The following is a 24,044-nucleotide window of genomic DNA, read 5'->3' as shown; positions in this document are numbered from 1 at the left end:
TCACGCGAAATACCTCCGCCATCAACTGTTAGGAATGATGTTCCATGTTGGCGCCATGGAACACGGGCTGCTGTCAAGATTTACCCACCCCAACCCGGCGATCCGGCGCGAGCTCGTCGATCTCCTCTACACGTCCCTGCCGCAGGTGATGTCGATCAACGCGGCCGCGATCACCGGCTCGGTCGCGCTCGCGGTCCTGCATCGCGATGCCGGCTACATCGCGATCGCCTTCGCGATCTTCGTCAACGCGATCGGCCGCGTCGTGAGTCTGCTGCGCTACAAGCAACATTCGGCACGCCTGTCGGACAGAGACGTGATCCTCTGGGAAAACGTCTACGCCGCCGGCGCATCGGCCTTCGGGCTCGCGCTGGGTGCCCTGTCGTTCCGCGCGTTTCAGCTCGATGACGCGCCGGGGGCCTGGATCGCCTTTGGCCTGTCGATGTCCTATTGCGTCGGCATGGTGTCGCGCGCGGCAATCCGCCCCTGGGTCGTCCTCACCACGACGGCCCTGCTGTTCACGCCGACATTGATCGGTGGCCTGATGCGTCCCGAACTGCCCTATCAGCTCGGCGCCGCCATGCTGGTGCTGTTCTGGCTCTCGATCCGCGAAGCGTCGCGTCATCTCAGCACCGCCTTCATCGAGCGGCTCGAGGCCAAGCACGCGCTGGCGCGCCGGGCCAGCCACGATTTCCTGACCGACCTGCCCAACCGCGCCGCCTTTCTCCACGCGCTGGAGACCGCTCCCGGCCATGTCGCGATCGTCGCCATCGATCTCGACGGCTTCAAGCCGGTCAATGACCGGCACGGCCACCACGCCGGCGACGAGCTGCTGCGCCAGGTCGCAGCCCGCCTCTCGAGCTGCGTCGGCCCAACCGGATTGGCGGCGCGTTTCGGCGGCGACGAGTTCATGCTGCTGAAGCCGTTGAAGAGCGGCACGCAAGGGCGCGACGAGGCCCTCGCCCTCGCGCAGGAAGCGGTTCGAGCCTTGTCGGCGCCATTTCTGCTGTCCGACATTCCGGTGATGATCGGGGCCAGCGCCGGCCTGCTCGTCAACGATCAGCCGCTGACCGACAGCACGATCGATGCGTTGCTGCGCCGGGTCGACGATGCGCTCTATGCCGCCAAGCGCGCCGGAGGCGGCCGCTGCAGCTGGGCCGAAGCTGGTTCGACCGCGTTGCGCCAGGCGAGCTGAACGCCGCAGCCCTACGCCGCTTCGATTCCCCGAAGCAGCTTGTCGACCTCCGCCGCGTCGAGCTCTCCCTCGCGTCCAATCAGCACCAGCTGCGCCGTGAGGCCCTCGGCCAGCGGCACGGGCGAAGGCGCCAAGGTGCCGCGCGTCGCCACCGACTGGAACAGGATCGGCTGTCCCGGATGCTCGGTGAACGACAGGATGCCCTTGATGCGCAGGGTGCGCGGCGCGAGCTGGCCGATCACCTGCTGGAAACGCGGCAGCGACAGCGGCGCCTGCGACGTCCAGGTGACGGTGGCGAACGGCTCTGACGTGACGGGGATCTGGCGCGGCGGCGTTCGCGCGACGGGCATGTCGCGGCTGAACAGCAGGTCAGGCGCGACGATGCCGTTCGCAATCTCGAAGATTGCCGATTGCGGCTTGAAGCGGCCGACGACGGCGCGGACCTGATCGAGCGTAGCGCGATCGAGCAGATCGGACTTGGTCAGCAGGACGAAATCGGCGGCGCGCAATTGCGACCGCCACAGCGCATCCTGCGCGATCTCCGGGTCGTCACGCAGACGCTGCGGATCGACCAGCGTCACCACCGTCTCCAGCGGCGCCACCTTGAAGATGACGGGGTCCATCAGGTTGCGGATGATCTCGGCCGGGTCCGAGATGCCCGACGTCTCGATCGCAATCGCATCCGGCGCCGGATCGCGCTTGATGACCGACGATAGCGTGCGCAGGAGGTCACCCTGCAGCGAGCAGCAGATGCAGCCGTTCTTCAGGCTGATCACCTCCTCCGTGACGGTGCCGAGCAACTGCGCATCGATGTCGACGGCGCCGAAATCATTGACGACGGCGGCGATGCGACGCCCGTCCGGATGGGCGAGCAGATGATTGAGCAAGGTCGTCTTGCCGGCACCGAGCGCGCCGGCGACGAGCAGGACGGGAACGATCATGACAGCACGGGCCGGCGCACCGGCCGTCCCGGCCTGACGTCGCGGATCAGCGCACCGTCCGATATCACGGCATCCCCGTTGACCAGGAGATGCCTGACGCCTTCGGACGCCCGGTTCATGTTGAGGAAGTCGGCGCGGTTGCGCAGTGTCGCCAGGTCGAGCACGGCGATGTCGGCGTCACAGCCCGCCTGCAGCCGCCCCTTGCGTCGCATCGCCGGCGTTGATGGTTCCAGAATCCGGGCCGGGATCAAGGTGCATTTGGCGAGACCTTCCATCAGCGGGACCGCCTTGCGTTCGATCACCCATTCACGCAGAAACTTCGTGAAGGTCGCGGACGAGCGCGGATGCGACACCGCATCGTCCGGAAGCGGCCAAGCATCGCCGGTGTAGCCCGTGCCGTTGGACAGGATCCACGGCATCGCGTCCGACGCGATGGCGCCGCCCGGAAACATCACGGAGACATCGAGCAGATCGCGATGGCGCTGGTTGACGGCGACATCGAGAAAATGAATCAGCACCAGCGCGCCCGGATCTTCCTGCTGCCGCGCGAGCAGCTCGTCGCGGCTGCCGAGACGATGGCGCTCGGCCACCATCTCGATCGCGTCGTAGCCCGTGCCCATGCGTTGGCAGAACGCGGGATCGGCGAAGAAGTCGGCGCCGACCACGGTGGAGCCGGTGCCGTAGGGATAGGCTTCCGTGGTGACCTTCAGGCCCTGCGCCTGCGCGGTCTGCACCAGCTCGGCGCAGCGCTCGACGTCCTGCAGGCTGGTGCTGTTGAAATGGCAGATGTGCATGTGGGCGCCGGTCGAGCCGGCGAGCCCGATCAGCCGCGTATAGGCGTCGACCGAACTGCGCGGATCGACGTTCGACATGTAGGCGATGTGCGTGTAGGTCGGCGCGCCGTATTGGGCGGCGAGGCTGCACAGCTCCGAGAGCTCCTTGACGCCGGTGCCGGGCGCATAGGCGTTGGGAAAGGCGATGCCGAGGCCGCCCTGGTCCAGCCCCTGTCGGACCCGCTCCACGATCTCGGCTGACTCTGCGGCCGTCGCAACCTCCTCGACCCAGCGCTTGTCGCGCATGGCCTCGCCCATGCCGCCGATATTGGAGGCGGTCTGCTGCGTGGTCATGGTCGCGATGCGGGCGAAGGCCCAGCCCGAGGCGGCGCCGTAGTTCAGCACACGGCCGATCGCCGCCTGCTCATCGTACCAGCGCGCCACCGGCAGCACGCCGACCTCGAGCTCGAGCGTCGTGGTGACGCCGTCGAAGGCCTGCATGCGATCGGCCGGCAGCGACTGGCCGTGGCTGTGAAGATCGATGAAGCCAGGCGTCACGGCAAGTCCGCTGGCGTCGATGATCTTGTCCGCAGCGCCTGCGACATCGCCGACGGCGGCGATCGCGCCGTCCTTGATGGCGACATCCGCGACGGCGTCGAGTTGCGTTTCGGGGTCGAGCACGCGGCCGCCGCGAATGATCAGGTCGTAGTGGGTCATACAGTCAGCAAGCTCGCAAATTGGAACTGACGCAGGCCTAACACAGATGGCCGGCGATGAAAACGAGGCGGCGGAGATCGATGCCCTCCGCGCCACGCATGGCGCGCACACTTATCAGTTCGTTCGGGCCGCGACCTCTTTCCTCAGCGCATCGGATCGGTCAGGATCGAAGCTGCCGTGCGGCATCGACCGCTCGCCAGCGCGCAAGCCCGGAGTTCTCCATGACGTCATCGATCGGCTCCCGGCGCATCGCCGACTTCACCTGCGAGAAGCAGCCGGCGTCAGGCTCCCGCGGCATGGTAGTGACCAACCATCCGCTTGCTTCGAGCGCCGGCGCCGAGATGCTGATGCGCGACGGCAATGCGATCGACGCCGCCATCGCGGCGCTGTTCGCACTGACCGTGGTCGAGCCGATGATGGTCGGCATTCTCGGCGGCGGCCTGTCGCATATCCGCCTTGCCGACGGCCGTCATATCGTGCTCGACGGGCTGAGCACCGCGCCGCTGCGCGCAACGCCTGAAATGTACGACCCGGTCTCGGACGAGATCGCACTGGCGCGCGAAACCCGCGGCCGTCGCAATGCCGCAGGCGCGCTCGCGGTTGCCGTGCCGGGCGCGCTCAAGGGGTGGTGCGAGGCGCTGGCCCGCTACGGCCGGCTGCCGCTGGCAGAGGTGATGGCGCCGGCGATCCGGCTTGCCGAGCACGGCTTCATCGCGAGCCCCTATCTCAACGACTGCGTGCGGCTGGTCGCTGCCGACCTGGCGCGTGACCGGCAGCTTGCCGCGATGTTCCTGCCCAGCGGCGAGCCGATCAAGGCCGGCACACGCGTGTTGCAGACCGACTACGCGGCATCGCTGCGACTGATCGCCGAACACGGACCCGGCGCGCTCTATGGCGGGCCGCTTGGTGCGGCGCTGGCCGCCTACATGGCCGACAATGGCGGCCTGATCGACGCCGCCGACCTCGCAGCCTATGAGGTGATCGAGCGCGCGCCGATTCGCGGGCTCTATCGCGGCCATGAGATCATCGGCCCGCCGCCGCCCTCCTCCGGCGGCGTGCACATCGTGCAGATGCTCAACATCCTCGAAGGCTTCGATGTCGGTGCACTCGGCTTCGGCTCGGCCGACGGCGCGCACCTGCTCGCCGAAGCGTTGAAGATCGCGTTTGCCGATCGCGCCGTCGCGACGGCAGATCCGGCGTTCGTCGACGTACCGGTCGAGCGGCTGACATCCAAGGCCTACGCTGCCGAGCGGCGGGCGCAGATCGACATGGGCCGGGCACAGAGCTTTGCTCCAGGACTGTCCGCGACCGAATCCGCCAACACCACGCATGTCACCGTGGCCGACGCCGAAGGCAACGTCGTCGCGTCCACCCAGACCATCAACGGCCTGTTCGGTGCCTGCGTGCAGATCCCAGGCACCGGCATCACAGCCAACAACTACATGTACAATTTCGATCCGCGCCCCGGCCGCGCGCTGTCGATCCAGCCGGGCAAGCGCGTGTTCACCTCGATGGCGCCGATGATGGCGACGCGCGACGGCCGCTTGCGCTACGCGCTCGGCCTGCCCGGCGGCCTGCGCATCTTCCCGTCGGCGTTCCAGGCGCTGGTCAACCTGATCGACCACGGCATGTCGCTGCAGGAGGCCGTCGAAGCGCCGCGGCTGTGGACGCAGGGCGGCGTGCTCGAGCTCGAGCCGGCCTTTCCCGACAGCGTTGCGAACGAGCTCGCCGCGCGCGGCCATATGATCAAACGCGAGCCGGTCGTCGCCGGCGGCATGAACGCGATCGCGTTCGGTGATGATGGCACGATGACCGGCGCGGCCTGCTGGCGCGCCGACGGCACGCCGATCGCGATCTCCGGCGGGCGCGCCCGTGCCGGCCTGCGCTTCGCGATCGCGTGAGACTCAGGAGACCGTTCGCATCATCCGTGCGATCGCCTCGCCGATCACCACCGTCGTGAAGTGCGTGTTGGCGCGGCAATCGGACGGCATGATCGAGGCGTCCGCCACGCGCAGGCCAGCGATGCCCTTGACGGTGCCGTCCGGATTGACCACGCCGTCAGTATCATTGAAGCCGCTCATGCGACAGCTTCCCGCGGCGTGCTGGATGTCACCAGTCACCTGGCGCAGCAGCGCATCGAGCTCCGCATCCGGCAGCGCGGCCGCTTGCGACAGCGTGAATTCCGTGTCGCCGAGACGTATCCAGTCGGCGATGTCGCGCAGCGCCGGCTGCAGCGTGATCAGCGCCAGCCGCTTCACCGCGTCCCGCATCCGCGCGATGTCGCGCGGATCGGCCAGCATGTTCTCCTCGACGATGGGGTCCACGGTCGGATCGGGCGAGGCGAGTTTGAGCGCGCCGCGCGAGAAGGCGTTGAACAGGCCGGCGCCGATCGCGCCGGGCACGCCGATGCCGCGGTGATTGAACGCGATCAGGATCATGTCGCGCCTGCCGCCATCGGCGAGGCCCGACGTGTAGGTCACGCAGCAATTGGTATGGCGCGTGTCGCGATCGGTCGGCCGCAGCTCCTCACGGAGCTGGATCGTGGCGCGGAACAGCGGATGATCGAAGAAGTGCCGCCCCACCGGAAGATCACGCGCGACAGCGAGTCCCATCGCCTGTAAGTCCGCTGCAGGACCGATCCCCGAGCGCAGCAGGATCGCCGGACTATGAATCGCGCCGGCGCACAGCACGACCTCGCGCGCCGCGATCTCTGCCACGCCCTCGCCTTCGAAGTGGACGCGTACACCGGTGGCCCTGGCGTCGCTGATCAGCAGCCGATCCACCAGCGCACGGCCGCGGATCTCCAGGTTCGATCGTCCGCGCGCGGGCTCCAGATAGCCTTCGTTCGTGGAGACGCGGCGGCCATCACGGCTGTTGATGGGATAGCAGGCAACGCCTTCGCCATCGGCCCCGTTGAGATCGTCGCACCAGGGATAGCCGCTCGCCAGCGCCGCATCGCGCAAGGCCCGATCGATCGGGCCCCATGTGTCGGGCGGCGCGCGATAGACCGGCAGCGGCCCGCCGCTTCCGTGTCCCTCCCGATCACCGAAAGCCATGTCGTCCTCGATCTCGGAGAATAGCGGCATGATCTCCCGCGCCGACCAGCCCGTGCAGCCGTTGGACGCCCATTCGTCGAACGCATCAGCGACGCCGCGAATCGCGATCTGGCCGTTCATCATCGAGCTGCCGCCGAGCCCCTTGCCGCGCCAGTAGAAGCGCATTTCCTGTCCCGCCACCCGGCGCGACATCAGTTGCGGCCACTGCCATTTTTCCTGGAACCCGCGATCATGGATGATCGGAATCGGATTGGGCGTCGCGATCTCCCAAGGCACATCGTTGGCCCGCCAGTCCGCCCCGGCCTCCAGCAGCAAGACCCGCTTCTCGGGCTGTTCGGACAAGCGCGCAGCAACGGCCGCTCCGGCCGAGCCGCCGCCAACCACGATGACGTCATACATGAGTTTCTCGCTGGTCCCAGGCAATCATGGACCGCCACCTTGCGTCAGCCGATGCGATCCGTGAAGCCCTGGAAACGTCAGGCCACCAGCATGCCAACGCAGGACTGCGCCGCGTCTTCCGGAACGAGGCATGAGGCGACGGCGATCACCTCGCGCGCCGACTTCCACGCGCCACCGCCGCCCGCCGGTCCGTTGGTGTAGAGCGTTTCGACCTCGTTTCCGATCCTGATTGCCTCGATCATCGTCTCGGTCCGTCCCGCGACACGAACACGCACCTCATAAGGCTCGGCGCCTTGCGCCAGCGCGTCGCCATGCAATGCGTTGAGCCCGATCAGGTCGCAGCGCAGCTCGGTGGCCGCGACGCCCGTCGAGGCGAGCCGCTCGCGCACGATATCGAGCGCCAGGCGTCCGCGCGCAACCGCGCCAGGACCGGCATAGGAGATCTGGCCTTCGCCGACATAGGAATCGAGATAGCCGACCGAGGTCTTCAACAATCCCGTCTTGGGTTTGCCGCGACCACCGGCCACTCTGACCCGATCAGGGCCAAGCTCCTCGACGGTGATTTGCGAGAAATCCGCCACCACGTCCGGCTGAAAATATTGTGCGGGATCGTGGATCTCGTAGAGCAGCTGCTCCTTCACGGTCGCCGGCGTGACATAGCCGCCGGAGCCCGCGACCTTGGTGACGATCAGCTGACCATCCTCGCGCACCTCGCCGATCGGGAAGCCGAGCCGGGCGAGACCGGGCACGTCCTTGACTCCGGGATCGGCAAAGTAGCCGCCGGTGATCTGGCCGGCGCATTCGAGGAGATGACCGACCGCGGTGCCCTGCCCGAGGAGGTCCCAATCATCCATCGCCCAGCCGAATTCATGGATCAGCGGTCCAAGGAACAGCGCCGGATCGGCGGCGCGTCCCGTGATCACGACATCGGCACCCGCCGCCAGCGCCTCGGCGATCGCGCGCGCGCCGACATAGGCATTGGCCGAGACGATGCGGTTGCCGAGGCCTTTGACGGTCGCGCCGGTATCGAGCGCGGCGTCCGCCGACTTGAGCTGCTCCAAGACGTCGTCGCCGGTGACCGCCGCGATCTTCAATCCATTCAGTCCAAGCTTGCGCGCGATGCTACCAGTGGCTTCGGCCGCGGCCACGGGATTGGCGGCGCCCATGTTGGTGACGATGCGAACCTTGTTGGCGCGGCAGATCGGCAGCACCGCCTGCATGCGCGCGGCCAGCAGCGGGTCGTAGCCGGAATGCGGATCCCTGATGCGGGCCTGCTGCGCCAGCGCGATGGTGCGCTCGGCGAGGCACTCGAACACGAGATAGTTCAGGCTCCCCTTCTCGGCGAGCTCGATCGCGGGCTCGATCCGATCGCCGGAATAGCCGGCGCCGGCGCCGATCCTGATGCTCCGCATGGGCCGCTCCTCCTTCGCTATGATTGAGGCGGAGGATAGCGGGCCGATCGCTCGCTTGCCAATGAAGATGCAAGGCCCCGGTTCTTCAGCAGCCCGATCGTGCAGCTAGCTCGCCCAGCTGTCACGGAATTCGCCGAACAGCGTGATGCCGCCGCACGCATAGATCGTCTGCCCGGTGATGTAGCTCGCCTCGGATGATGCGAGAAACGCGAACACGCCCGCGATCTCGTCAGGGCTCGCAACCCGCCCCATCGGAATGTGAGATTCGACCACCGCGCGCTTGGCCGGATCGTCGGTCCAGGCCGCGTTGATCGGCGTATCGACCGCGCCGGGGCCGACCGAGTTGACGCGAATGCCGCGGCCGGCGAACTCCAGCGCCAATGTGCGGGTGAGGCCCGCCATTGCGCTCTTGCTGATGGAGTAAGCGAGATAGCCCGGCTTCGGGATGATCTGGTGCACGCTCGACGTATTGATGATGTTGCCGCCGCCGCGCGCAACGAAATGCGCGAGCGCATGCTGGGCGCAGAGCACGGCTCCGTTGAGGTTGACCTCGAGGATGCTGCGATAGGCCGCGACGTCGAGCGCCTCGCTCGGCGATTCCCGCTGGAAGCCGGCATTGTTGACGAGGCAGTCGAGCCGCGGCCAGCGCTTCAGCACCGTTTTGAACATGTCGGCGATGTCGGCCTCGACGCCGATATCGGCCTTCACCGTGAAGTGATCTCGCCGCTCATGGCCATGCGCGGCGGACGCCGCCTGCACCAGCGCCAAGGTCTCGTCCCCCGACGGAGATGGTCCGCCGAAATTGATCGCGACATGCGCGCCTTCCTCGGCGAAACGGACCGCAATGGCCCTGCCGATGCCTTGCGCGGCGCCGGTCACCAGCGCGTAGTGTTCGACGAGCCGCGATGGCTGTTGCATGAGTTCCTCCCGTGATCAATTCGCTCAGCGACGGTTCACATCTGTTATCACGCGGGCACGCGCCGGCAACAGCACGGCGGAAGAGACGAAGCCGTGATCGCAAGACTGGAACGGCCTCTCTCCACCGCTCCCGATCAGTGAAATCGACACGGAAAGTTTGCGGATTGCCGGTTCGCTCTCCAGAGAATGCGTTAACGAAAAGTTGCGGTCGGCTTCAAATCCAGTTTACTACCTTGGATTGTATAATTGTGAAGTGCTTCACGGATCATAGCGCCTGCGGGCGCTAACTTCGTCGCGTTTCAATCGTTCATTTGAAGGAGCACATCATGGCCGAAGAGAGTTTTCACAATTTTCAGGTTCTTCGCGGTCTTTCCTCGAACCGCTCGCTGCTGAGCTGCACATCCGGTGGCAAGGTCGACCTGTTCAGCACCGACGACGGGAGTGGCCGCCAGCGCTGGTACATCGTGCCGGTCTCCGGCTTTCCCGAGGTGTACAACATCAAGGTGCAGGGCGGCACGGATCCGGGCAAGACATTCCTGAGCTGCACGGCTGACGGCGAGAAGGTCGATTTGTTCTCGCATGACGACGGCAGCGGCCGGCAGCGCTGGCGGTTCGTTGCCGTGAGCGGATCCCCGATCTGCAACTATCACAACGTGCTGGTGGTCGGCGGGGTCAACAATGGCCGCATCTATCTGAGCTGCACACCGGACGGCACGAAGGTCGATCTGATCAAGGAAGACGACGGTTCCGGCCGGCAACGCTGGCAAACCCAGTAATCGAATCGTTCGACGGGTGATCGGAGGCTTCCGCCACGAGGCGGCAGCCTCCGCACCTGCATGCGTCACCCAACGTGAGATCTGGACTTCACGCGGCGACCGGTTACCGTGGACTTCGCCGACCGTCGCTTTCACCGCCGATGAAATCCTTTGCACGCGAGACGATAGAGTGATGACGGCAGGCGAAACAGCGAACCGTCGAGCAAGCCCTCATGTATCTTGGCATCGATCTCGGCACCTCGGCGGTCAAGACCGTTCTCGTCGACGATGCGCAGCGCGTCGTTGCGAGCCGCAGCCACGCCTTGACCATCGACGTGCCGCAGCCGGGCTGGGCGGAGCAGGACCCCGCCGCATGGATCGCTGCCGTGTTCGCGACGCTCGATGCGCTGAAGATCGATCATGCCGGCGCGTTGGCCGCGGTCGACGGCATCGGCCTGTCCGGCCAGATGCATGGCCCGGTGCTGCTCGGCGCCGACATGACGCCGCTGCGGCCATGCATTCTCTGGAACGACGGCCGCTCGGCGGCCGAATGCGCTGTCCTGGAACAGCGCTGGCCTGCCCTGCGGCGGATCACCGGCAACAAGGCCATGCCGGGCTTCGCCGCACCGAAGCTGGTGTGGATCAACGAGCACGAGCCTGAGATCTTCGCGGCCACGCGCCTCGTTCTGCTGCCGAAGGCGTATGTCAGGCTCGTGCTCTCGGGCGAGGCGATCGAGGACGTCTCCGACGCTTCCGGCTCGCTGTGGCTCGACGTCGCCAGGCGGGACTGGTCGGATGACGGTCTCGCCGCCACCGGGCTCTCGCGCGTGCAGATGCCGCGGCTCGTCGAAGGCTGCGCGCCCGCCGGCCGCTTGCGCAACGACCTGGCGGAACGCTGGGGCATGACCAGGCGGCCGCTCATCGCCGGCGGCGCCGGCGACAATCCGGCGGGCGCCGTCGGCATCGGCGCCATCCAACCGGGCGCGACGTTCATCACGCTCGGCACATCTGGCGCGGTGATCACGCCGACGGAGGCGGTGACCGCCAATCCGGGCCGCGTCGTTCACACTTTCTGTCATGCGATCCCCGCGATGTGGCTGCAGGCCGGCGCGATGCTGTCGGCAGCGTCGTGCCTCGCCTGGATCGCCCGGCTGCTCGGGGCGAGCGAGGCCGAGCTGCTGGCGCCGCTCGGCGCGCGGCCGGCGGCGCCGTCACAGGTCAGCTTCCTGCCCTATCTGGCCGGCGAACGCACCCCGCATGACGATCCGAACGCCCGCGGGCTGCTCGACGGGCTGAGCCACGCGACCGATCGCAACGCCGTTGTTCAGGCCGTGCTCGAAGGCGTTGCGTTTGCGCTGGCTGATTGCCGCGATGCACTGACGGACACGGGCCTCGTGATCTCGGCAGCGGATGCGATCGGCGGAGGATCGCGCTCCGATCTCTGGCTCGCGATCCTGGCCAATGTGCTGAACATTCCAATCCATCGGCTGGCGGAGGGAGAGACCGGCGCCGCGTTCGGCGCAGCGCGGCTGGCGCGGCTCGCCGTCACCGGCGAGGCGGTTGCCAGCGTCTGCACGGCGCCGGCACGCACGGCGACGTTCCTTCCGGACGCGGCGCTCGCGGCCGCCTATGCCGAGCGGCAGCCACGCTGGCGTCAGCTCTATCGTCCGCGATAATCGGATCTGCTGTCTTTGCGGCCGACGGTCGCGTCGACGTGTTGCGGCTGCGTCTCTTCCATATTGTATTCGGCGACAGCCTCTAGTTTAATGAGTACCCCGCGCCTGACATCAACGAGCTGCGGGTGACAAGAGGACGTGCATTGGGAGGCACGATGAGCGGTCCGATCCTCGAGATGCGCGGGGTGTCGAAGTCCTTCTTCGGCATCAAGGCCCTGCAGAAGGTCGACCTGACCGTTCATGCCGGCGAAGTCCATGCGTTGATGGGCGAAAACGGTGCCGGCAAGTCTACTCTGATGAAGATCCTCTCCGGCGCCTATCGGTTCGATCCCGGCGGTGAGATCCGCATCGAGGGCAAGGTGGCCCGCATCGAAGGACCGATGGGCGGCCGAAACGCCGGCATCTCGATCATCTACCAGGAGTTGTCGCTGGCGCCGAACCTGACGGTTGCCGAAAACATCTATCTCGGGCGTGAGCTGTCGCAATCGGGGCTGCTGGCACGCGGCACGATGCGCGAGGGCGTGGGGCCGATCCTGGACCGGCTCGGCGCGGACTTCACGCCGTCGACCCTGGTCGCGGAACTATCGATGGGCCAGCGCCAGCTGGTCGAGATCGCCCGCGCGCTGCATGCGCGCTCCAAGATCCTGATCATGGACGAGCCGACCACCTCGCTCTCCGCCGGCGAGAGCGAGAAGCTGTTCGCGCTGATCCGCCAGCTGCGCGCCGAAGGGCTCGCCATCATCTACATCTCGCACCGGATGGACGAGGTCTATGCACTCGGCGACCGCGTCACCGTGCTGCGCGACGGAAGGCTGGTCGGCGCGCTCGACAAGCCGGAGATCCGCGCCGACAGCATCGTGCGCATGATGGTCGGCCGCGACGTGTCGTCGTTCTACAAGAAGGACCACGACCCGCATGCCAAGCGCGACCGCGCCGTGCTGTCAGCCGTCGATCTCGGCGACGGCCACCGCGTCAAGAACTGTTCGCTCACCGTTCACGCCGGCGAGGTGGTCGGTCTCGCCGGGCTGATCGGCGCAGGGCGTACCGAGCTCGCACATCTGATCATCGGGGCGACGGCAAAGACGACGGGACACATCGAGCTCGACGGCAAACGCGTCAGCATCGAAACCCCGCGCGATGCGCTCGATGCCGGCATCGCCTATCTGACCGAAGACCGCAAGGCGCTCGGCCTGTTCCTCGACATGTCCTGCGCCGACAACATCAACCTTGCGGTGATCGGACGCGACGCGCGGCTCGGCGGCATCCTCGACCGCGACAAGGGACGGACGCGGGCCGACGAGGCGTTCGCCGCGCTCGGCATCCGCGCGCCCAATCCGGGCGTCACCGTCGGCGGGCTGTCGGGCGGCAACCAGCAGAAGGTGTTGCTGTCGCGCCTGCTCGCGATCGCGCCGAAGGTCCTGATCCTGGACGAGCCGACCCGCGGCGTCGATGTCGGCGCCAAGTCGGAGATCTATTCGATCATCGACAATCTCGCCAAATCCGGCACCGCGATCCTCGTGATCTCCTCGGACCTGCCGGAGATCCTCGGCATCTGCGACCGCGTGCTGGTGATGCGCTCCGGCCATCTCGCAGGCGAGCTGCAGCAGAGCGCGGCATCACCGATCACCCAGGAAGACATCATGGCGCTGGCCACCGGGATGGAGCACGTCGATGCCTGACAACAGCCAAGCTCAAGCCAAGGTCGCCACCGCGCCCGGCGTGCCGGCCGCCTCCGGCAACAAGCCGCAGCGCGTCCGGACGATGATCCGGGCCGCGGGGATGCTGCCGGTGCTGCTGATCCTGTGCCTCGGCTTTCACTTTCTGGCCGACGGCCGCTTCTTCACCGGACAGAATCTCGGCATCGTGCTGCAGCAGGCCGCGGTCAACACCGTGCTCGCCGCCGGCATGACCTTCGTCATCCTGACCGGCGGCATCGACCTCTCGGTCGGCTCGATCCTCGCTGCGGCTGCGATGGCCGGCCTGACGCTGTCGAAGATGCCTGAGCTCGGCGCGCTGTGGCTGCCCGCCGCGGTGCTCACGGGCCTCGTCTTCGGCGTCGTCAACGGCGCGCTGATCGCGTTGCTACGCCTGCCGCCCTTCATCGTCACCTTGGGCTCGCTCACCGCCGTGCGCGGCCTCGCCCGGCTGATGGGCGGCGACACCACCGTGTTCAATCCGTCGATCCCTTATGCGTTCATCGGCAATGCCTCGCTGACGATCATTCCGGGTGTCGTCTCGATCCCCTGGCTGTCGGTGATCGCGCTGCTCGTGATCCTCGGCTCCTGGCTGATCCTGCGCCGCACGGTGCTCGGCGTGCACATCTACGCGGTCGGCGGCAATGAGAGCGCGGCGCGGCTCGCCGGCATCAAGGTCTGGGCGGTGCTGATCTTCGTCTACGGCATGTCCGGCCTGCTCGCCGGCCTCGGCGGCGGCATGCAGGCGGCGCGGCTCTATGCCGCCAACGGCCTCCAGCTTGGCCAGTCCTACGAGCTCGACGCGATCACCGCCGTCATTCTCGGCGGCACCTCGTTCGTCGGCGGCATCGGCTCGATCTGGGGCACCTTGGTCGGCGCGCTCATCATCGCGGTGTTGTCGAACGGGCTCATATTGGTGGGCGTGTCCGACATCTGGCAATACGTCATCAAGGGCCTCGTCATCATCGGCGCCGTCGCGCTCGACCGCTACCGGCTGCAGGGCTCGGCCCGCACCTGACAAATCCATCGGCGGGCGCCATCGGCGCTTCGCCGCAACGCATTCTTCCACGGCCGCTGGTCCGCCGTGCCGAGACGATGAAGAAGTACGAACAGGAAGGACCAGGGAGGAAACCAATGTTGAAGTCGGTTTTGTTTGCCGGTGCCGCGCTGGCGCTTGTCATGAGCTCTGCGCCGTCATCGGCCAAGGAGCTGAAATCGATCGGCGTGTCGCTCGGCTCGCTCGGCAACCCGTTCTTCGTCGCATTGTCGAAGGGCGCGGAGTTCGAAGCCAAGAAGACCAACCCGAACGTCAAGATCACCGCGGTCGGCTTCGAATACGACCTCGGCAAGCAGGTGACGCAGATCGACAACTTCATCGCCGCGGGCGTCGACATGATCCTGCTCAACCCGGGTGACCCGAAGGCTATCGGCCCGGCGATCAAGAAGGCCCAGGCAGCCGGCATCCTCGTCGTCGCGGTCGATACCGCAGCCGAAGGCGCCGACGCCACGGTGACGACCAACAACGTGCAGGCGGGCGAGATTTCCTGCCAGTACATCGTCGACAAGCTCGGCGGCAAAGGCGACGTCATCATCGAGAACGGGCCGCAGGTGTCTGCGGTGATCGACCGCGTCAACGGCTGCAAGAGCGTGTTCGCCAAGGCTCCCGGCATCAAGGTGCTGTCGAGCGATCAGGACGCCAAGGGCTCGCGCGAGGGCGGCCTCACGGTGACCCAGGGCTATCTGACGCGCTTCCCCAAGATCGACGCGATCTTCGCGATCAACGATCCCCAGGCGATCGGCACTGATCTCGCCGCACGCCAGCAGCAGCGCACCGGCATCGTCATCACCGCGGTCGACGGCGCGCCCGATATCGAAGCCGCGTTGAAGGATCCGGCCTCGCAGCAGATCCAAGCCTCGGCCTCGCAGGATCCGTTCTTCATGGCGCGCCGCGCCGTGCAGATCGGCGTCAACATCCTCAACGGCCAGAAGCCGGCCTCCACCGTCGAGCTGCTGCCCTCCAAGCTGATCACGCGCGACAATGTCGGCGAGTACAAGGGCTGGACCTCCGAGCGGAAGGAATAGGCGCGGCCGCTTCGCTTCTCCCAAATCTTCCCGGCAACGCCGCCCTCACGGGCGGCGTTCTTCTTGGACCGAAACGCCGGACGCGGCTATCCGGTTCTGAACGGCGCAAGCGTCATCAATTTCGCCGACGACATCGAGGCCGGAAAGACGAACCTGCCCTGGTGCTGATCTTCGACGAGTTCTTCGAACTGATCCTGGCCAATCGCGACGACAAGGAGTTCGAGGCACTGGTGCGCGCCCAGGGCCTGTTCATTCCCCAGGCGGAATTCGTCGCCGCGCTCGGCCGCAACTAGGACCACGCCACCCACCGCCATGTCGCGTTTGCGACAACGACCCGCTGCTTGTTGCTGCTTTCCGCTGGTCCGGAACTTGCGTGAGCCTGCCTGACGACATCAATCAGCAGGCGATCCGATGGCTTTCACCGCAGTCTGTCCGACAAGCGCCATGACCGAAGGCGGCATGGGCCTGTACCAGGTCGGCAAGAAGAGCGTTCTCCTGCTCTGGCCCCGAGGCGGCGAACTGACAGCCTGGCGTGGCCGCTGCCCGCATGCCGACGTGCCGCTGACCGAGGCTGTGTTCGACGGCAAGACGATCACCTGCCCGCACCATCAATGGGGCTTCGACGGCGTGAACGGCAAGTGCGTCACCCATCTCGTCCGCAACGCGCTGCACGCCTACCCGCTGCAGATCGAAAGCGGCGAGATCCAGGTCGATGTCGGGCCGGTGAAGCCGGCGCGCGCCGCCAGTTGATCGCGCCAGACCAGCCGTGGGTGCCCGACGGTCGCACAGCAGGCACCTGGCCGCATGCTGCGCCGGCTATCCCGTCGCCATCAGCCGGTTCATGAACTGGTCGACCTCGCGACGCAGCGTCTCGACCTGGCCATGGACCCGCTCGGAGGCATTGTTGACCCGCGACGCGATCCGGCCGGTGTCGGCGGCAGCGCTGCTGATCGCGGCGACGTTGGACGCGACCCGCGCCGTGCCGGACGAGGCTTCCTGAACGTTGTGCGCGATGTTTTTCGTCGCCGCCCCCTGCTGCTCGACCGCGGCCGAGATGGTGGAAGCGATCTCGTCGATCTCGGCAATCGTTCGCGCGATCGCCTCGACCGCCGCAACCGACGTGGAGGTCGAGTGCTGCATCTCGCTGACCTTGGCGCTGATCTCTTCGGTCGCCTTTGCGGTCTGATCGGCAAGACTCTTGACCTCGGCCGCGACGACGGAAAAACCGCGCCCGGCATCGCCGGCCCGCGCCGCCTCGATCGACGCATTCAGCGCCAGCAGATTGGTCTGTTCGGCGATCTCGCTGATCAGCTTGATCACGTCGCCGATCCGGACCGCGGCATCGGCGAGTTCGCGGATCTCGCCGCCGGCACGATTGGCCTCACTGACCGCACGCCCGGCGCTTTCGGTGGAGCGTGAGACCTGCCGGCCGATTTCGGCGATCGAGGACGCGAGCTGATCAGCTGCGCCCGCCGCCGTCTGAACATTGGACGACGCGCGCCCAGAGGCGGCGATCACATCCTCGGTCTGGCGGCTGGTTTCCGTCGCGGCCGTGGCGACGTGGCCGGCATCGGACTCGAGATCCCCCGCTGCACCGACGAGGCTGACGACGATCTGATCGAGCTGCGAGCCGAACTGCCGTGCCAGACCCGCAATCTCGACCACCCGGCGGCCGAGGCTGTCGGTGCCCTGGTTGATGATCGCCGCCGAACGGCGGAATGCGCCAGGCAGGCCTCGCGCCATGATCTTGCGGAAATGCTTGCCTCGGCTGGCATAGTCCATCGACGCCGACGCCTCGCGCACGAAGGCGTCGGTGATGTCGAGCATGTCGTTGATCGATTTCTGCAACAGGCCGATGTCGCCGTGCTGGCGCCGGCTCAGCACCCGCGGCTCGAGATTGCCTTTGGCCGCACTGTGACAGACCTTGGCCGCCTCCGCGATCACGGCAGCCGCCACCCGCAACTGCCACAGGGAAAAACCGAGCAGCAGCGCGACCGCGATGAGCAGCGCCACGCCTCCGGCGAGTGGGGTTGCGCCGGCGACGACGAGCCAGGCAAGCTCGCCGAGCGCCAGCAGCGCAGCGGCCGCGATCGCGATCTGCGTCTTAGAGAGAGAGGACGAACTCATCATATTCAACGCCTTGTTGTTTGATCACCCCGACCATCAAGTCAAAACTTGCCCGCAGGCCGTCCTTGGCATTGGCGTGGCACGCCTCTTCGGCGCACAGCGTCTTGTAGATCGGCTTGAGGCGCTCGATCGGAGCACGCTCGGGCCTGCGGCGGTTGGAGTGGTAGCCGATGATATTGCCTTGGTCGTCCAGCGTCGGCGTCACATGGGCAAGCACCCAATAATGGCTACCGTCCTTGGCCAGGTTGACGACATAGGCGAAGATCTCGCGCCTGGCCTCCAGCGTGTCCCACAGCAGCTTGAAGACGCAGCGCGGCATCTCGGGATGGCGGATCAGGCTGTGGGGCGCTCCCAGGAGCTCGTCATAGCTATACCTGGCCATGCGGATGAAGACGTCGTTGGCATAGGTGATGCGTCCCTTGCGGTCGGTCTTCGAGACGATCAGGTCTTCCTCGCCGAGCATGTGCTCGATGCCGGTCGGTTTCACAACATGGGCCATGGCTGGTCCTCCTTGCGGTCATCCCAATGCAGGACGGACAGACCGGATGGCCCGCCCTGTACGGCCGGTCCGGTCGACGCGCTGGCACAACCGGCGCCGCCCCGGCATGCGGCCGGGTATCGCCGGGTCCCCATCGGCCGGCTTTCGTCGGCCAGGAAAAGGCTCTCCGCCTCCCCCGCCTCAATCTGACGTTAACTCTCAAACATCGCGTTAACCGGGAGGTCCGCCAAACTACAGAGATCGTCCGCGGCAGGGCGGGACGCTCGACGGCCGGCGATGAAGCCGGAGCGGCTTGGGGCACCCGGTGCGGCGGCCTCAGCCAAGCCGGACCGTTTCGGCCCGGAAGCCGCCTTCCCCATCGTCAACGGAGGTCAACGACGCTCGCGGCCCGGGCGACGTGAGGGGATGCGGGCCGAATGTTCGCCAACGGCGCCGGCAGCGTGACCGGACGTCGGACGGCCGTGGTATTGTCGGAACACGTGGCGCAAGGGCCAAAGGTACGCGCGTGATGACGCGCAGCGTCTGGCCGACGCACGGGCCGGTCGGGGCGCTCATGCCCGACCGGCCCGGCGCCCCTGCCTCAGAAGAAGCCGAGCTTCTTCGGGCTGTAGCTGACCAGCATGTTCTTGGTCTGCTGGTAGTGGTCGAGCATCACCTTGTGGGTCTCACGACCGACTCCGGACTGCTTGTAGCCGCCGAACGCCGCATGCGCCGGATACGCGTGATAGCAGTTGGTCCAGACGCGCCCGGCCTGGATATGGCGGCCGAAGCGGTAGCAGGTGTTGGCGTCGCGGCTCCACACGCCGGCGCCGAGGCCGTAGAGCGTGTCGTTGGCGATCGCCAGCGCCTCGTCCTCGGTCTTGAAGGTCGTGACCGACACGACAGGCCCGAAGATCTCCTCCTGGAACACGCGCATCTTGTTGTGTCCCTTGAACACCGTCGGCTTGACGTAGTAGCCGCCGGCGAGGTCGCCGCCGAGCACGTTGCGCTCACCGCCGATCAGGAGTTGCGCGCCCTCGTTCTTGCCGATGTCGATGTAGGACAGGATCTTGGACATCTGCTCCGAGGACGCCTGCGCGCCGATCATCGTTGCCGGATCGAGCGGGCTGCCCTGCACGATCGCGCCGACGCGCTGGAGGGCGCGCTCCATGAACTGCTCATAGATCGATTCGTGAATGAGCGCGCGGCTCGGGCAGGTGCAGACCTCGCCCTGGTTGAGCGCGAACATCACGAAGCCTTCGATCGCCTTGTCGAGGAAGTCGTCGTCCTCGGCGCAGACGTCCTTGAAGAAGATGTTCGGCGACTTGCCGCCGAGCTCGAGGGTCACCGGGATCAGGTTCTGCGAGGCATATTGCATGATCAGCCGGCCGGTCGAAGTCTCACCGGTGAAGGCGATCTTGGCGATGCGGTTGGACGATGCCAGCGGCTTGCCGGCCTCGAGCCCGAAGCCGTTGACGACGTTGAGCACGCCCGGCGGCAGCAGGTCGCCGACGATCTCCATCAGCACCAGGATCGAGGCCGGCGTCTGCTCGGCCGGCTTGAGCACGACGCAATTGCCGGCGGCGAGCGCGGGCGCGAGCTTCCAGGCCGCCATCAGGATCGGGAAATTCCAGGGAATGATCTGGCCGACGACGCCGAGCGGCTCGTGGAAGTGATAGGCGATGGTGTCGTGGTCGATCTCCGCGATCGAGCCTTCCTGGGCGCGGATCACGCCGGCAAAATAACGGAAGTGATCAATGGCGAGCGGGATGTCGGCCGCGGTGGTCTCGCGGATCGGCTTGCCATTGTCCCAGGTCTCGGCGAGCGCGAGCTTGTCGAGATTGGCCTCCATGCGGTCGGCGATCCGGTTGAGAACCATCGCGCGCTCGGTCACGCTGGTGCGGGCCCAGCCGTCCTTGGCGGCATGCGCGGCGTCGAGCGCGCCCTCGATGTCGGACGCATCGGAGCGCGCGATCTGACACACCGGCTGCCCGGTGATCGGCGAGATGTTGTCGAAATACTTGCCGGCGTTGGGGGCCTTCCAGGCGCCGCCGATGAAGTTGTCGTAACGCGCAGCGAACGGCGGCTTGAGCGCCGCATTGACGTCAACCTTGGTCATCTGTCTCTCCCATTCACGCCGATGCACACGGCGTTGAGGAGAGGCTCGGTCAAACCTGCTCTGGAGACCAGAGGCCCAGATCACCCTGTCTGCGGAAGTGTCGCAGTTCTGCGACAGATTGGCTGCGGATTGGTGATCGGCCTGCGCTCACCGCTCGAACCCGAGCCGCTTCATCTTTCGATGCAAGGTGGCGCGCGACATGTCGAGCTCCTTGGCGGCCTTGGACACGTTGCCGTCGGCGCGCGCGAGCGCGCGCTTCAGCACGGCGCGTTCGGCCGCGTCGATGTCGTCGCCTTCGGTGCTCGCATCCCTGATGAGGTCGCCGGCCGGAACCGGGCGCGCCAGCGCGGACGGAGACAGGTTGAGCACGCGGCGCGCCGCGCGTGTGGCGCCGATGACGAGGTCGTTGCGGTCGACCGCGATCAGCGAGTTGACCTCGCGCTCGCTGTCCGGCGTCAGCACGATGCGGGCATGTGAAAAAGCCTGACGGAAATTCTCGGCCTCGATCAGCCGCGCGGCGTCCGCTACCGTGGTCGCGATCAGACGGCCGAAGCCTTCGGTGAGATCGGTCCGGCAGGAGGAGACGTCGAGCGCAGCCCTGAGCTGGCCGTGCTCGTCGAAGATCGGCGCCGTCGTGCAGAACAGCCGGGCGTTCCGGGCGAGATAATGCTGATCGCGGTCGATCGTCAGCGGCCGCTTCTCGACCAGGCAGGTGCCGATGGCGTTGGTGCCCTCGTGCCGCTCGCTCCACACCGCGCCGGTCCACAGCCCCCAGGATTCGAACGTGGCATCGTCGCCGCGGGCGCCGCGGCGTTCGACCACGGTGCCACTGGCGTCCGCGAGCAGCACCGAACAGCCGACGCCGCCAACCGCCAGGAACAGCCGGTCGAGGCTCGCCTGCGCGATCGCGAGCAGCCGCCCGAGCCGGACGCGCGCGTCCGCGATTTCGGCCGCCGTCAGGCGGGCCGGAAGCTTCGGCGTGGCGGGATCGAGCGCATGGAGATGGCCGGAGCGGCGCCATGATGCCGCCAGCGCCGAGATCGCCGGCGTGCCCTTGTCTGATTTGCCGTCAGCGCTGCTCGCAGGCCGGTCATCGGACTTTGCATCGCCCTTGGTGAGGGCGTCGAGGACGCGATCCGAATGCGCATTCCCGGGCGAACGCCCCATCTCCCTCCTCCCGGCTTTCCTGCCGCGGTTGGCGCGGCTTATGACCAGACTAGCGCAACTACAGCACCGCAGTTTGACCGGCGTCAAGGAACGCGGATCGGAAGCGCCCTCCCCTCGGTGAGGGCGATTGCACCGATACCGATGCCCGGATGACTACGGGGATGTCGCAAGACTGCGACACTCTCCCGCCCGAACGGGACCGAGGGCCCCCGAACGAAGGCAATTCCTCAAAACGCGTTAATCCCAATTCCGGATGGTTCCCGCATGCGCTTCGCACGGACGAGCTTCATCGGCGGTCCCGCGACGGCGACCATGAGAGGACAACATGCGCCTATCCTTTGCGGCAATACGCTCCATCCAAACCAAGATCGCCTTGATTGCGGGCTTCTGCCTCGCGCTCACCTGCGTCATCCTGATCGGCTACGGTCTGTTCTCGACCCAGAGCATGAACCAGTACGTCAACCACGAGGTGATGCAGCTCGTCGATCGCCAGACCAAGGAGAGCCTGATGAATCGGGCTTCCACCGAGGCCAACGTCATCAAGGCCGAGCTGGAGGTCGGGTTCGACGCGGCGCGCACGCTGGCGCAGTCCTTTGCGGTCCTGGCCGACGCCAAGAACGGGACCGTCACGAGCGCCCGCCGGGCGCAGCTCAACGCCGTGCTGCGGCATGTGCTGGAGCTCAATCCCGCCTTCAACGGCACCTACTCGGCCTGGGAGCCCGATGGGCTCGACGGCAACGACACAGCCTTCAAGGCCAACAAGGAGATGGGCTCCGACAACACCGGCCGCTTCCTCCCTTATTGGACGCGAAGCGCCGGCGGCGCGATCGCCGTGCAGCCGCTGGTCGAGTACGACAGCAGCGAGCGCCATCAGAATGGCCTCGTGAAGGGCGCCTGGTACATCAATCCGAGCACCACCGGTAAGGAGAACATCCTCGGACCGCTGCCCTACATTGTCCAGGGCAAGCCGGTGTTCCTGGCCACGATGTCGGTGCCCGTCATGATCGACGGAAAATTCCGCGGCCTCGCCGGCGCCGACTACAATCTCGACTTCGTGCAGAAGCTCGCGGTCAAGATCAACACCTCGCTGTTCGACGGCAAGGGCAAGGTCGTGATCCTCAACGACACCGGCCTCGTCGTCGCCGACAGCGCCAATCAGAACGTCATCGGCAAGTCGGCCGCCGAGGCTGATTCGCGCTGGACCGACAGTGCGGCCATCGTCCGCACCGGCAAGGGCACCGTCCTCGACGAGCCCAACAATCCCAACGTCGACATCTACGCCCCGATCACGTTCGGCCTCACCGACACGCCCTGGTCGGTCGTGATCTCGATCCCGCGCGACGTGGTTCTCGCCTCGGCGCGGCAGCTCGACGCCTCGCTCAGCGGCCGCTCGACCAACAACACGCTGTGGCAGCTCGGGGTCGGAACGCTGATCACCGCGCTTGCGATCTTCCTCATCTGGGTGGCTGCACGGGGGATTGCCCGTCCGATCCGGGATTGCGCCGTGTTCGCCAATGGCATCGCCAAAGGCGACTTCAACCAGACCCTCACCATCGAGCAGGAAGATGAGGTCGGAGCCCTCGCCACTTCCCTGAAAGCCATGCAGGGCGACCTGAAGCAGAGCATCGCACAGCGCGCCGAGGATCAGGCGGCCGCCGATGCCCAGCGGCGGCACGCGATGAACGAGATGGCGGATCAGTTCGAGGCGTCCGTTGGCGGCATCGTCGAAACCGTGTCGGCGGCCTCGAGCACGCTGGAGACCTCGGCCGGATCGTTGACCGCCACCGCGGAGCAGGCGCAGACGCTTGCGACCACTGTCGCGGTGGCCTCGGAGCAGGCGTCGACCAACGTGCAGTCGGTGGCATCCGCGACCGAGGAGATGGCCTCCTCGGTGACCGAGATCAGCCGCCAGGTCCAGCAGTCCGCGCGCATGGCCAACGAGGCCGTGACGCAGGCACGCTCCACCACGGGGCGGGTCGGCGAACTCTCGAAGGCGGCGGCGCGCATCGGTGACGTTGTCGAGCTGATCAACACCATCGCCGGCCAGACCAACCTGCTCGCCCTCAACGCCACCATCGAGGCAGCACGGGCGGGCGATGCCGGACGCGGCTTCGCCGTGGTCGCCACCGAGGTCAAGGCGCTCGCCGAGCAGACCGCGAAGGCGACCGGGGACATCGGCCAGCAGATCGCCGGTATTCAGACCGCCACCCAGGAGTCCGTCGGCGCGATCCGCGAGATCAGCGAAACCATCGAACGCCTGTCGGAGATCTCGGCCACGATCGCGGCTGCGGTCGAGCAGCAGGGCGCGGCGACGCAGGAGATCTCGCGCAATGTCCAGCAGGCGGCCCAGGGCACGCAGCAGGTGTCGTCGAACATCACCGATGTGCAGCGCGGCGCCAGCAATACGGGCACCGCGTCCTCCGAGGTGCTGTCGGCGGCGAAGCTGCTGTCGCGCGACAGTGGTCGCCTGAGGGACGAAGTCGGCAAGTTCCTGACCTCGGTCCGTGCGAGCTGACGGCCAACCACATATTCGGGTCA

General features: G+C 66.7%; 19 protein-coding genes. 10 read left to right on the top strand and 9 right to left on the bottom strand.

The window, feature by feature from the left end; genetic code table 11:
* Positions 1–37 precede the first annotated feature (37 nt).
* The gene (locus S58_RS07475) at positions 38–1,192 is read left to right on the top strand and encodes a GGDEF domain-containing protein (protein WP_042340613.1); all 1,155 of its coding nucleotides are present in this window, start codon (positions 38–40) and stop codon (positions 1,190–1,192) included.
* Positions 1,193–1,203: 11 nt separating this feature from the next.
* Here S58_RS07475 and S58_RS07470 read toward each other — a convergent pair whose 3' ends face one another.
* Together S58_RS07470 and S58_RS07465 are read right to left on the bottom strand one after the other, a co-directional pair.
* On the bottom strand, positions 1,204–2,133 hold the full coding sequence (locus S58_RS07470) for a CobW family GTP-binding protein (protein WP_015664660.1): 930 nt from the start codon (positions 2,131–2,133) through the stop codon (positions 1,204–1,206).
* A complete protein-coding gene (locus tag S58_RS07465) occupies positions 2,130–3,623 on the bottom strand; it encodes an amidohydrolase family protein (protein WP_015664659.1) in 1,494 nt (497 codons plus the stop codon). The genes S58_RS07470 and S58_RS07465 overlap by 4 nt, the downstream gene beginning before the upstream one ends.
* Positions 3,624–3,844: 221 nt before the next feature.
* Between S58_RS07465 and ggt the strand changes: the two genes are divergently transcribed.
* On the top strand, positions 3,845–5,524 hold the full coding sequence (gene ggt / locus S58_RS07460; protein WP_015664658.1) for a gamma-glutamyltransferase: 1,680 nt from the start codon (positions 3,845–3,847) through the stop codon (positions 5,522–5,524).
* A gap of 3 nt (positions 5,525–5,527) precedes the next feature.
* Here ggt and S58_RS07455 read toward each other — a convergent pair whose 3' ends face one another.
* The 3 genes from S58_RS07455 to S58_RS07445 all read right to left on the bottom strand — a co-directional run bounded on the left by S58_RS07455 (position 5,528) and on the right by S58_RS07445 (position 9,408).
* Positions 5,528–7,078, bottom strand: a complete 1,551-nt coding sequence (locus tag S58_RS07455; RefSeq protein ID WP_015664657.1) for a GMC family oxidoreductase — start codon at positions 7,076–7,078, stop codon at positions 5,528–5,530.
* A 77-nt stretch (positions 7,079–7,155) separates the two neighbouring features.
* Complete coding sequence (locus tag S58_RS07450; RefSeq protein WP_015664656.1) at positions 7,156–8,490, bottom strand: acyclic terpene utilization AtuA family protein; 1,335 nt, start codon at positions 8,488–8,490, stop codon at positions 7,156–7,158.
* Positions 8,491–8,595: 105 nt separating this feature from the next.
* The gene (locus S58_RS07445) at positions 8,596–9,408 is read right to left on the bottom strand and encodes an SDR family oxidoreductase (protein WP_015664655.1); all 813 of its coding nucleotides are present in this window, start codon (positions 9,406–9,408) and stop codon (positions 8,596–8,598) included.
* 326 nt (positions 9,409–9,734) lie between these two features.
* Here S58_RS07445 and S58_RS07440 point away from each other — a divergent pair, with 326 nt between their 5' ends.
* The 7 genes from S58_RS07440 (at position 9,735) to S58_RS07415 (ending at position 16,365) form a co-directional block, all read left to right on the top strand.
* Positions 9,735–10,184: an RICIN domain-containing protein gene (locus S58_RS07440; protein WP_015664654.1), complete on the top strand. Its 450-nt coding sequence runs from the start codon at positions 9,735–9,737 to the stop codon at positions 10,182–10,184.
* A gap of 212 nt (positions 10,185–10,396) precedes the next feature.
* Positions 10,397–11,839 (top strand): xylulokinase, encoded by a 1,443-nt coding sequence (gene xylB / locus S58_RS07435; protein WP_015664653.1) that lies wholly within the window; start codon positions 10,397–10,399, stop codon positions 11,837–11,839.
* A 155-nt stretch (positions 11,840–11,994) separates the two neighbouring features.
* A complete protein-coding gene (locus S58_RS07430; RefSeq protein ID WP_015664652.1) occupies positions 11,995–13,518 on the top strand; it encodes a sugar ABC transporter ATP-binding protein in 1,524 nt (507 codons plus the stop codon).
* Positions 13,511–14,551, top strand: a complete 1,041-nt coding sequence (locus S58_RS07425) for an ABC transporter permease subunit (RefSeq protein WP_015664651.1) — start codon at positions 13,511–13,513, stop codon at positions 14,549–14,551. The genes S58_RS07430 and S58_RS07425 overlap by 8 nt, the downstream gene beginning before the upstream one ends.
* A gap of 116 nt (positions 14,552–14,667) precedes the next feature.
* Positions 14,668–15,615, top strand: a complete 948-nt coding sequence (locus S58_RS07420; protein WP_015664650.1) for an ABC transporter substrate-binding protein — start codon at positions 14,668–14,670, stop codon at positions 15,613–15,615.
* 161 nt (positions 15,616–15,776) lie between these two features.
* Positions 15,777–15,908, top strand: coding sequence for a hypothetical protein (locus S58_RS39295; protein WP_015664649.1), 132 nt, complete (start codon positions 15,777–15,779; stop codon positions 15,906–15,908).
* Positions 15,909–16,026: 118 nt separating this feature from the next.
* Positions 16,027–16,365: a Rieske 2Fe-2S domain-containing protein gene (locus S58_RS07415; RefSeq protein ID WP_015664648.1), complete on the top strand. Its 339-nt coding sequence runs from the start codon at positions 16,027–16,029 to the stop codon at positions 16,363–16,365.
* Between the two features lie 66 nt (positions 16,366–16,431).
* Here S58_RS07415 and S58_RS07410 read toward each other — a convergent pair whose 3' ends face one another.
* From S58_RS07410 to S58_RS07395, 4 genes are all read right to left on the bottom strand, one after another.
* Positions 16,432–17,745 carry a methyl-accepting chemotaxis protein gene (locus tag S58_RS07410; RefSeq protein WP_015664647.1) on the bottom strand — a complete coding sequence of 438 codons (1,314 nt, stop codon included), beginning with the start codon at positions 17,743–17,745 and terminating at the stop codon, positions 16,432–16,434.
* Entirely contained in the window at positions 17,720–18,241 is a 522-nt protein-coding gene (locus S58_RS07405) for a PAS domain-containing protein (protein ID WP_015664646.1), read from the bottom strand. The genes S58_RS07410 and S58_RS07405 overlap by 26 nt, the downstream gene beginning before the upstream one ends.
* 580 nt (positions 18,242–18,821) lie before the next feature.
* The gene (adh, locus tag S58_RS07400; protein WP_015664645.1) at positions 18,822–20,339 is read right to left on the bottom strand and encodes an aldehyde dehydrogenase; all 1,518 of its coding nucleotides are present in this window, start codon (positions 20,337–20,339) and stop codon (positions 18,822–18,824) included.
* 147 nt (positions 20,340–20,486) lie between these two features.
* Complete coding sequence (locus S58_RS07395; protein WP_015664644.1) at positions 20,487–21,506, bottom strand: helix-turn-helix domain-containing protein; 1,020 nt, start codon at positions 21,504–21,506, stop codon at positions 20,487–20,489.
* Between the two features lie 325 nt (positions 21,507–21,831).
* Between S58_RS07395 and S58_RS07390 the strand changes: the two genes are divergently transcribed.
* On the top strand, positions 21,832–24,021 hold the full coding sequence (locus S58_RS07390; RefSeq protein ID WP_015664643.1) for a methyl-accepting chemotaxis protein: 2,190 nt from the start codon (positions 21,832–21,834) through the stop codon (positions 24,019–24,021).
* Positions 24,022–24,044 lie beyond the last annotated feature (23 nt).

Origin of the sequence: Bradyrhizobium oligotrophicum S58, from assembly GCF_000344805.1 — a bacterium.
Classification (GTDB): domain Bacteria; phylum Pseudomonadota; class Alphaproteobacteria; order Rhizobiales; family Xanthobacteraceae; genus Bradyrhizobium; species Bradyrhizobium oligotrophicum.
This window is presented reverse-complemented; position numbering and strand designations above follow the sequence as displayed.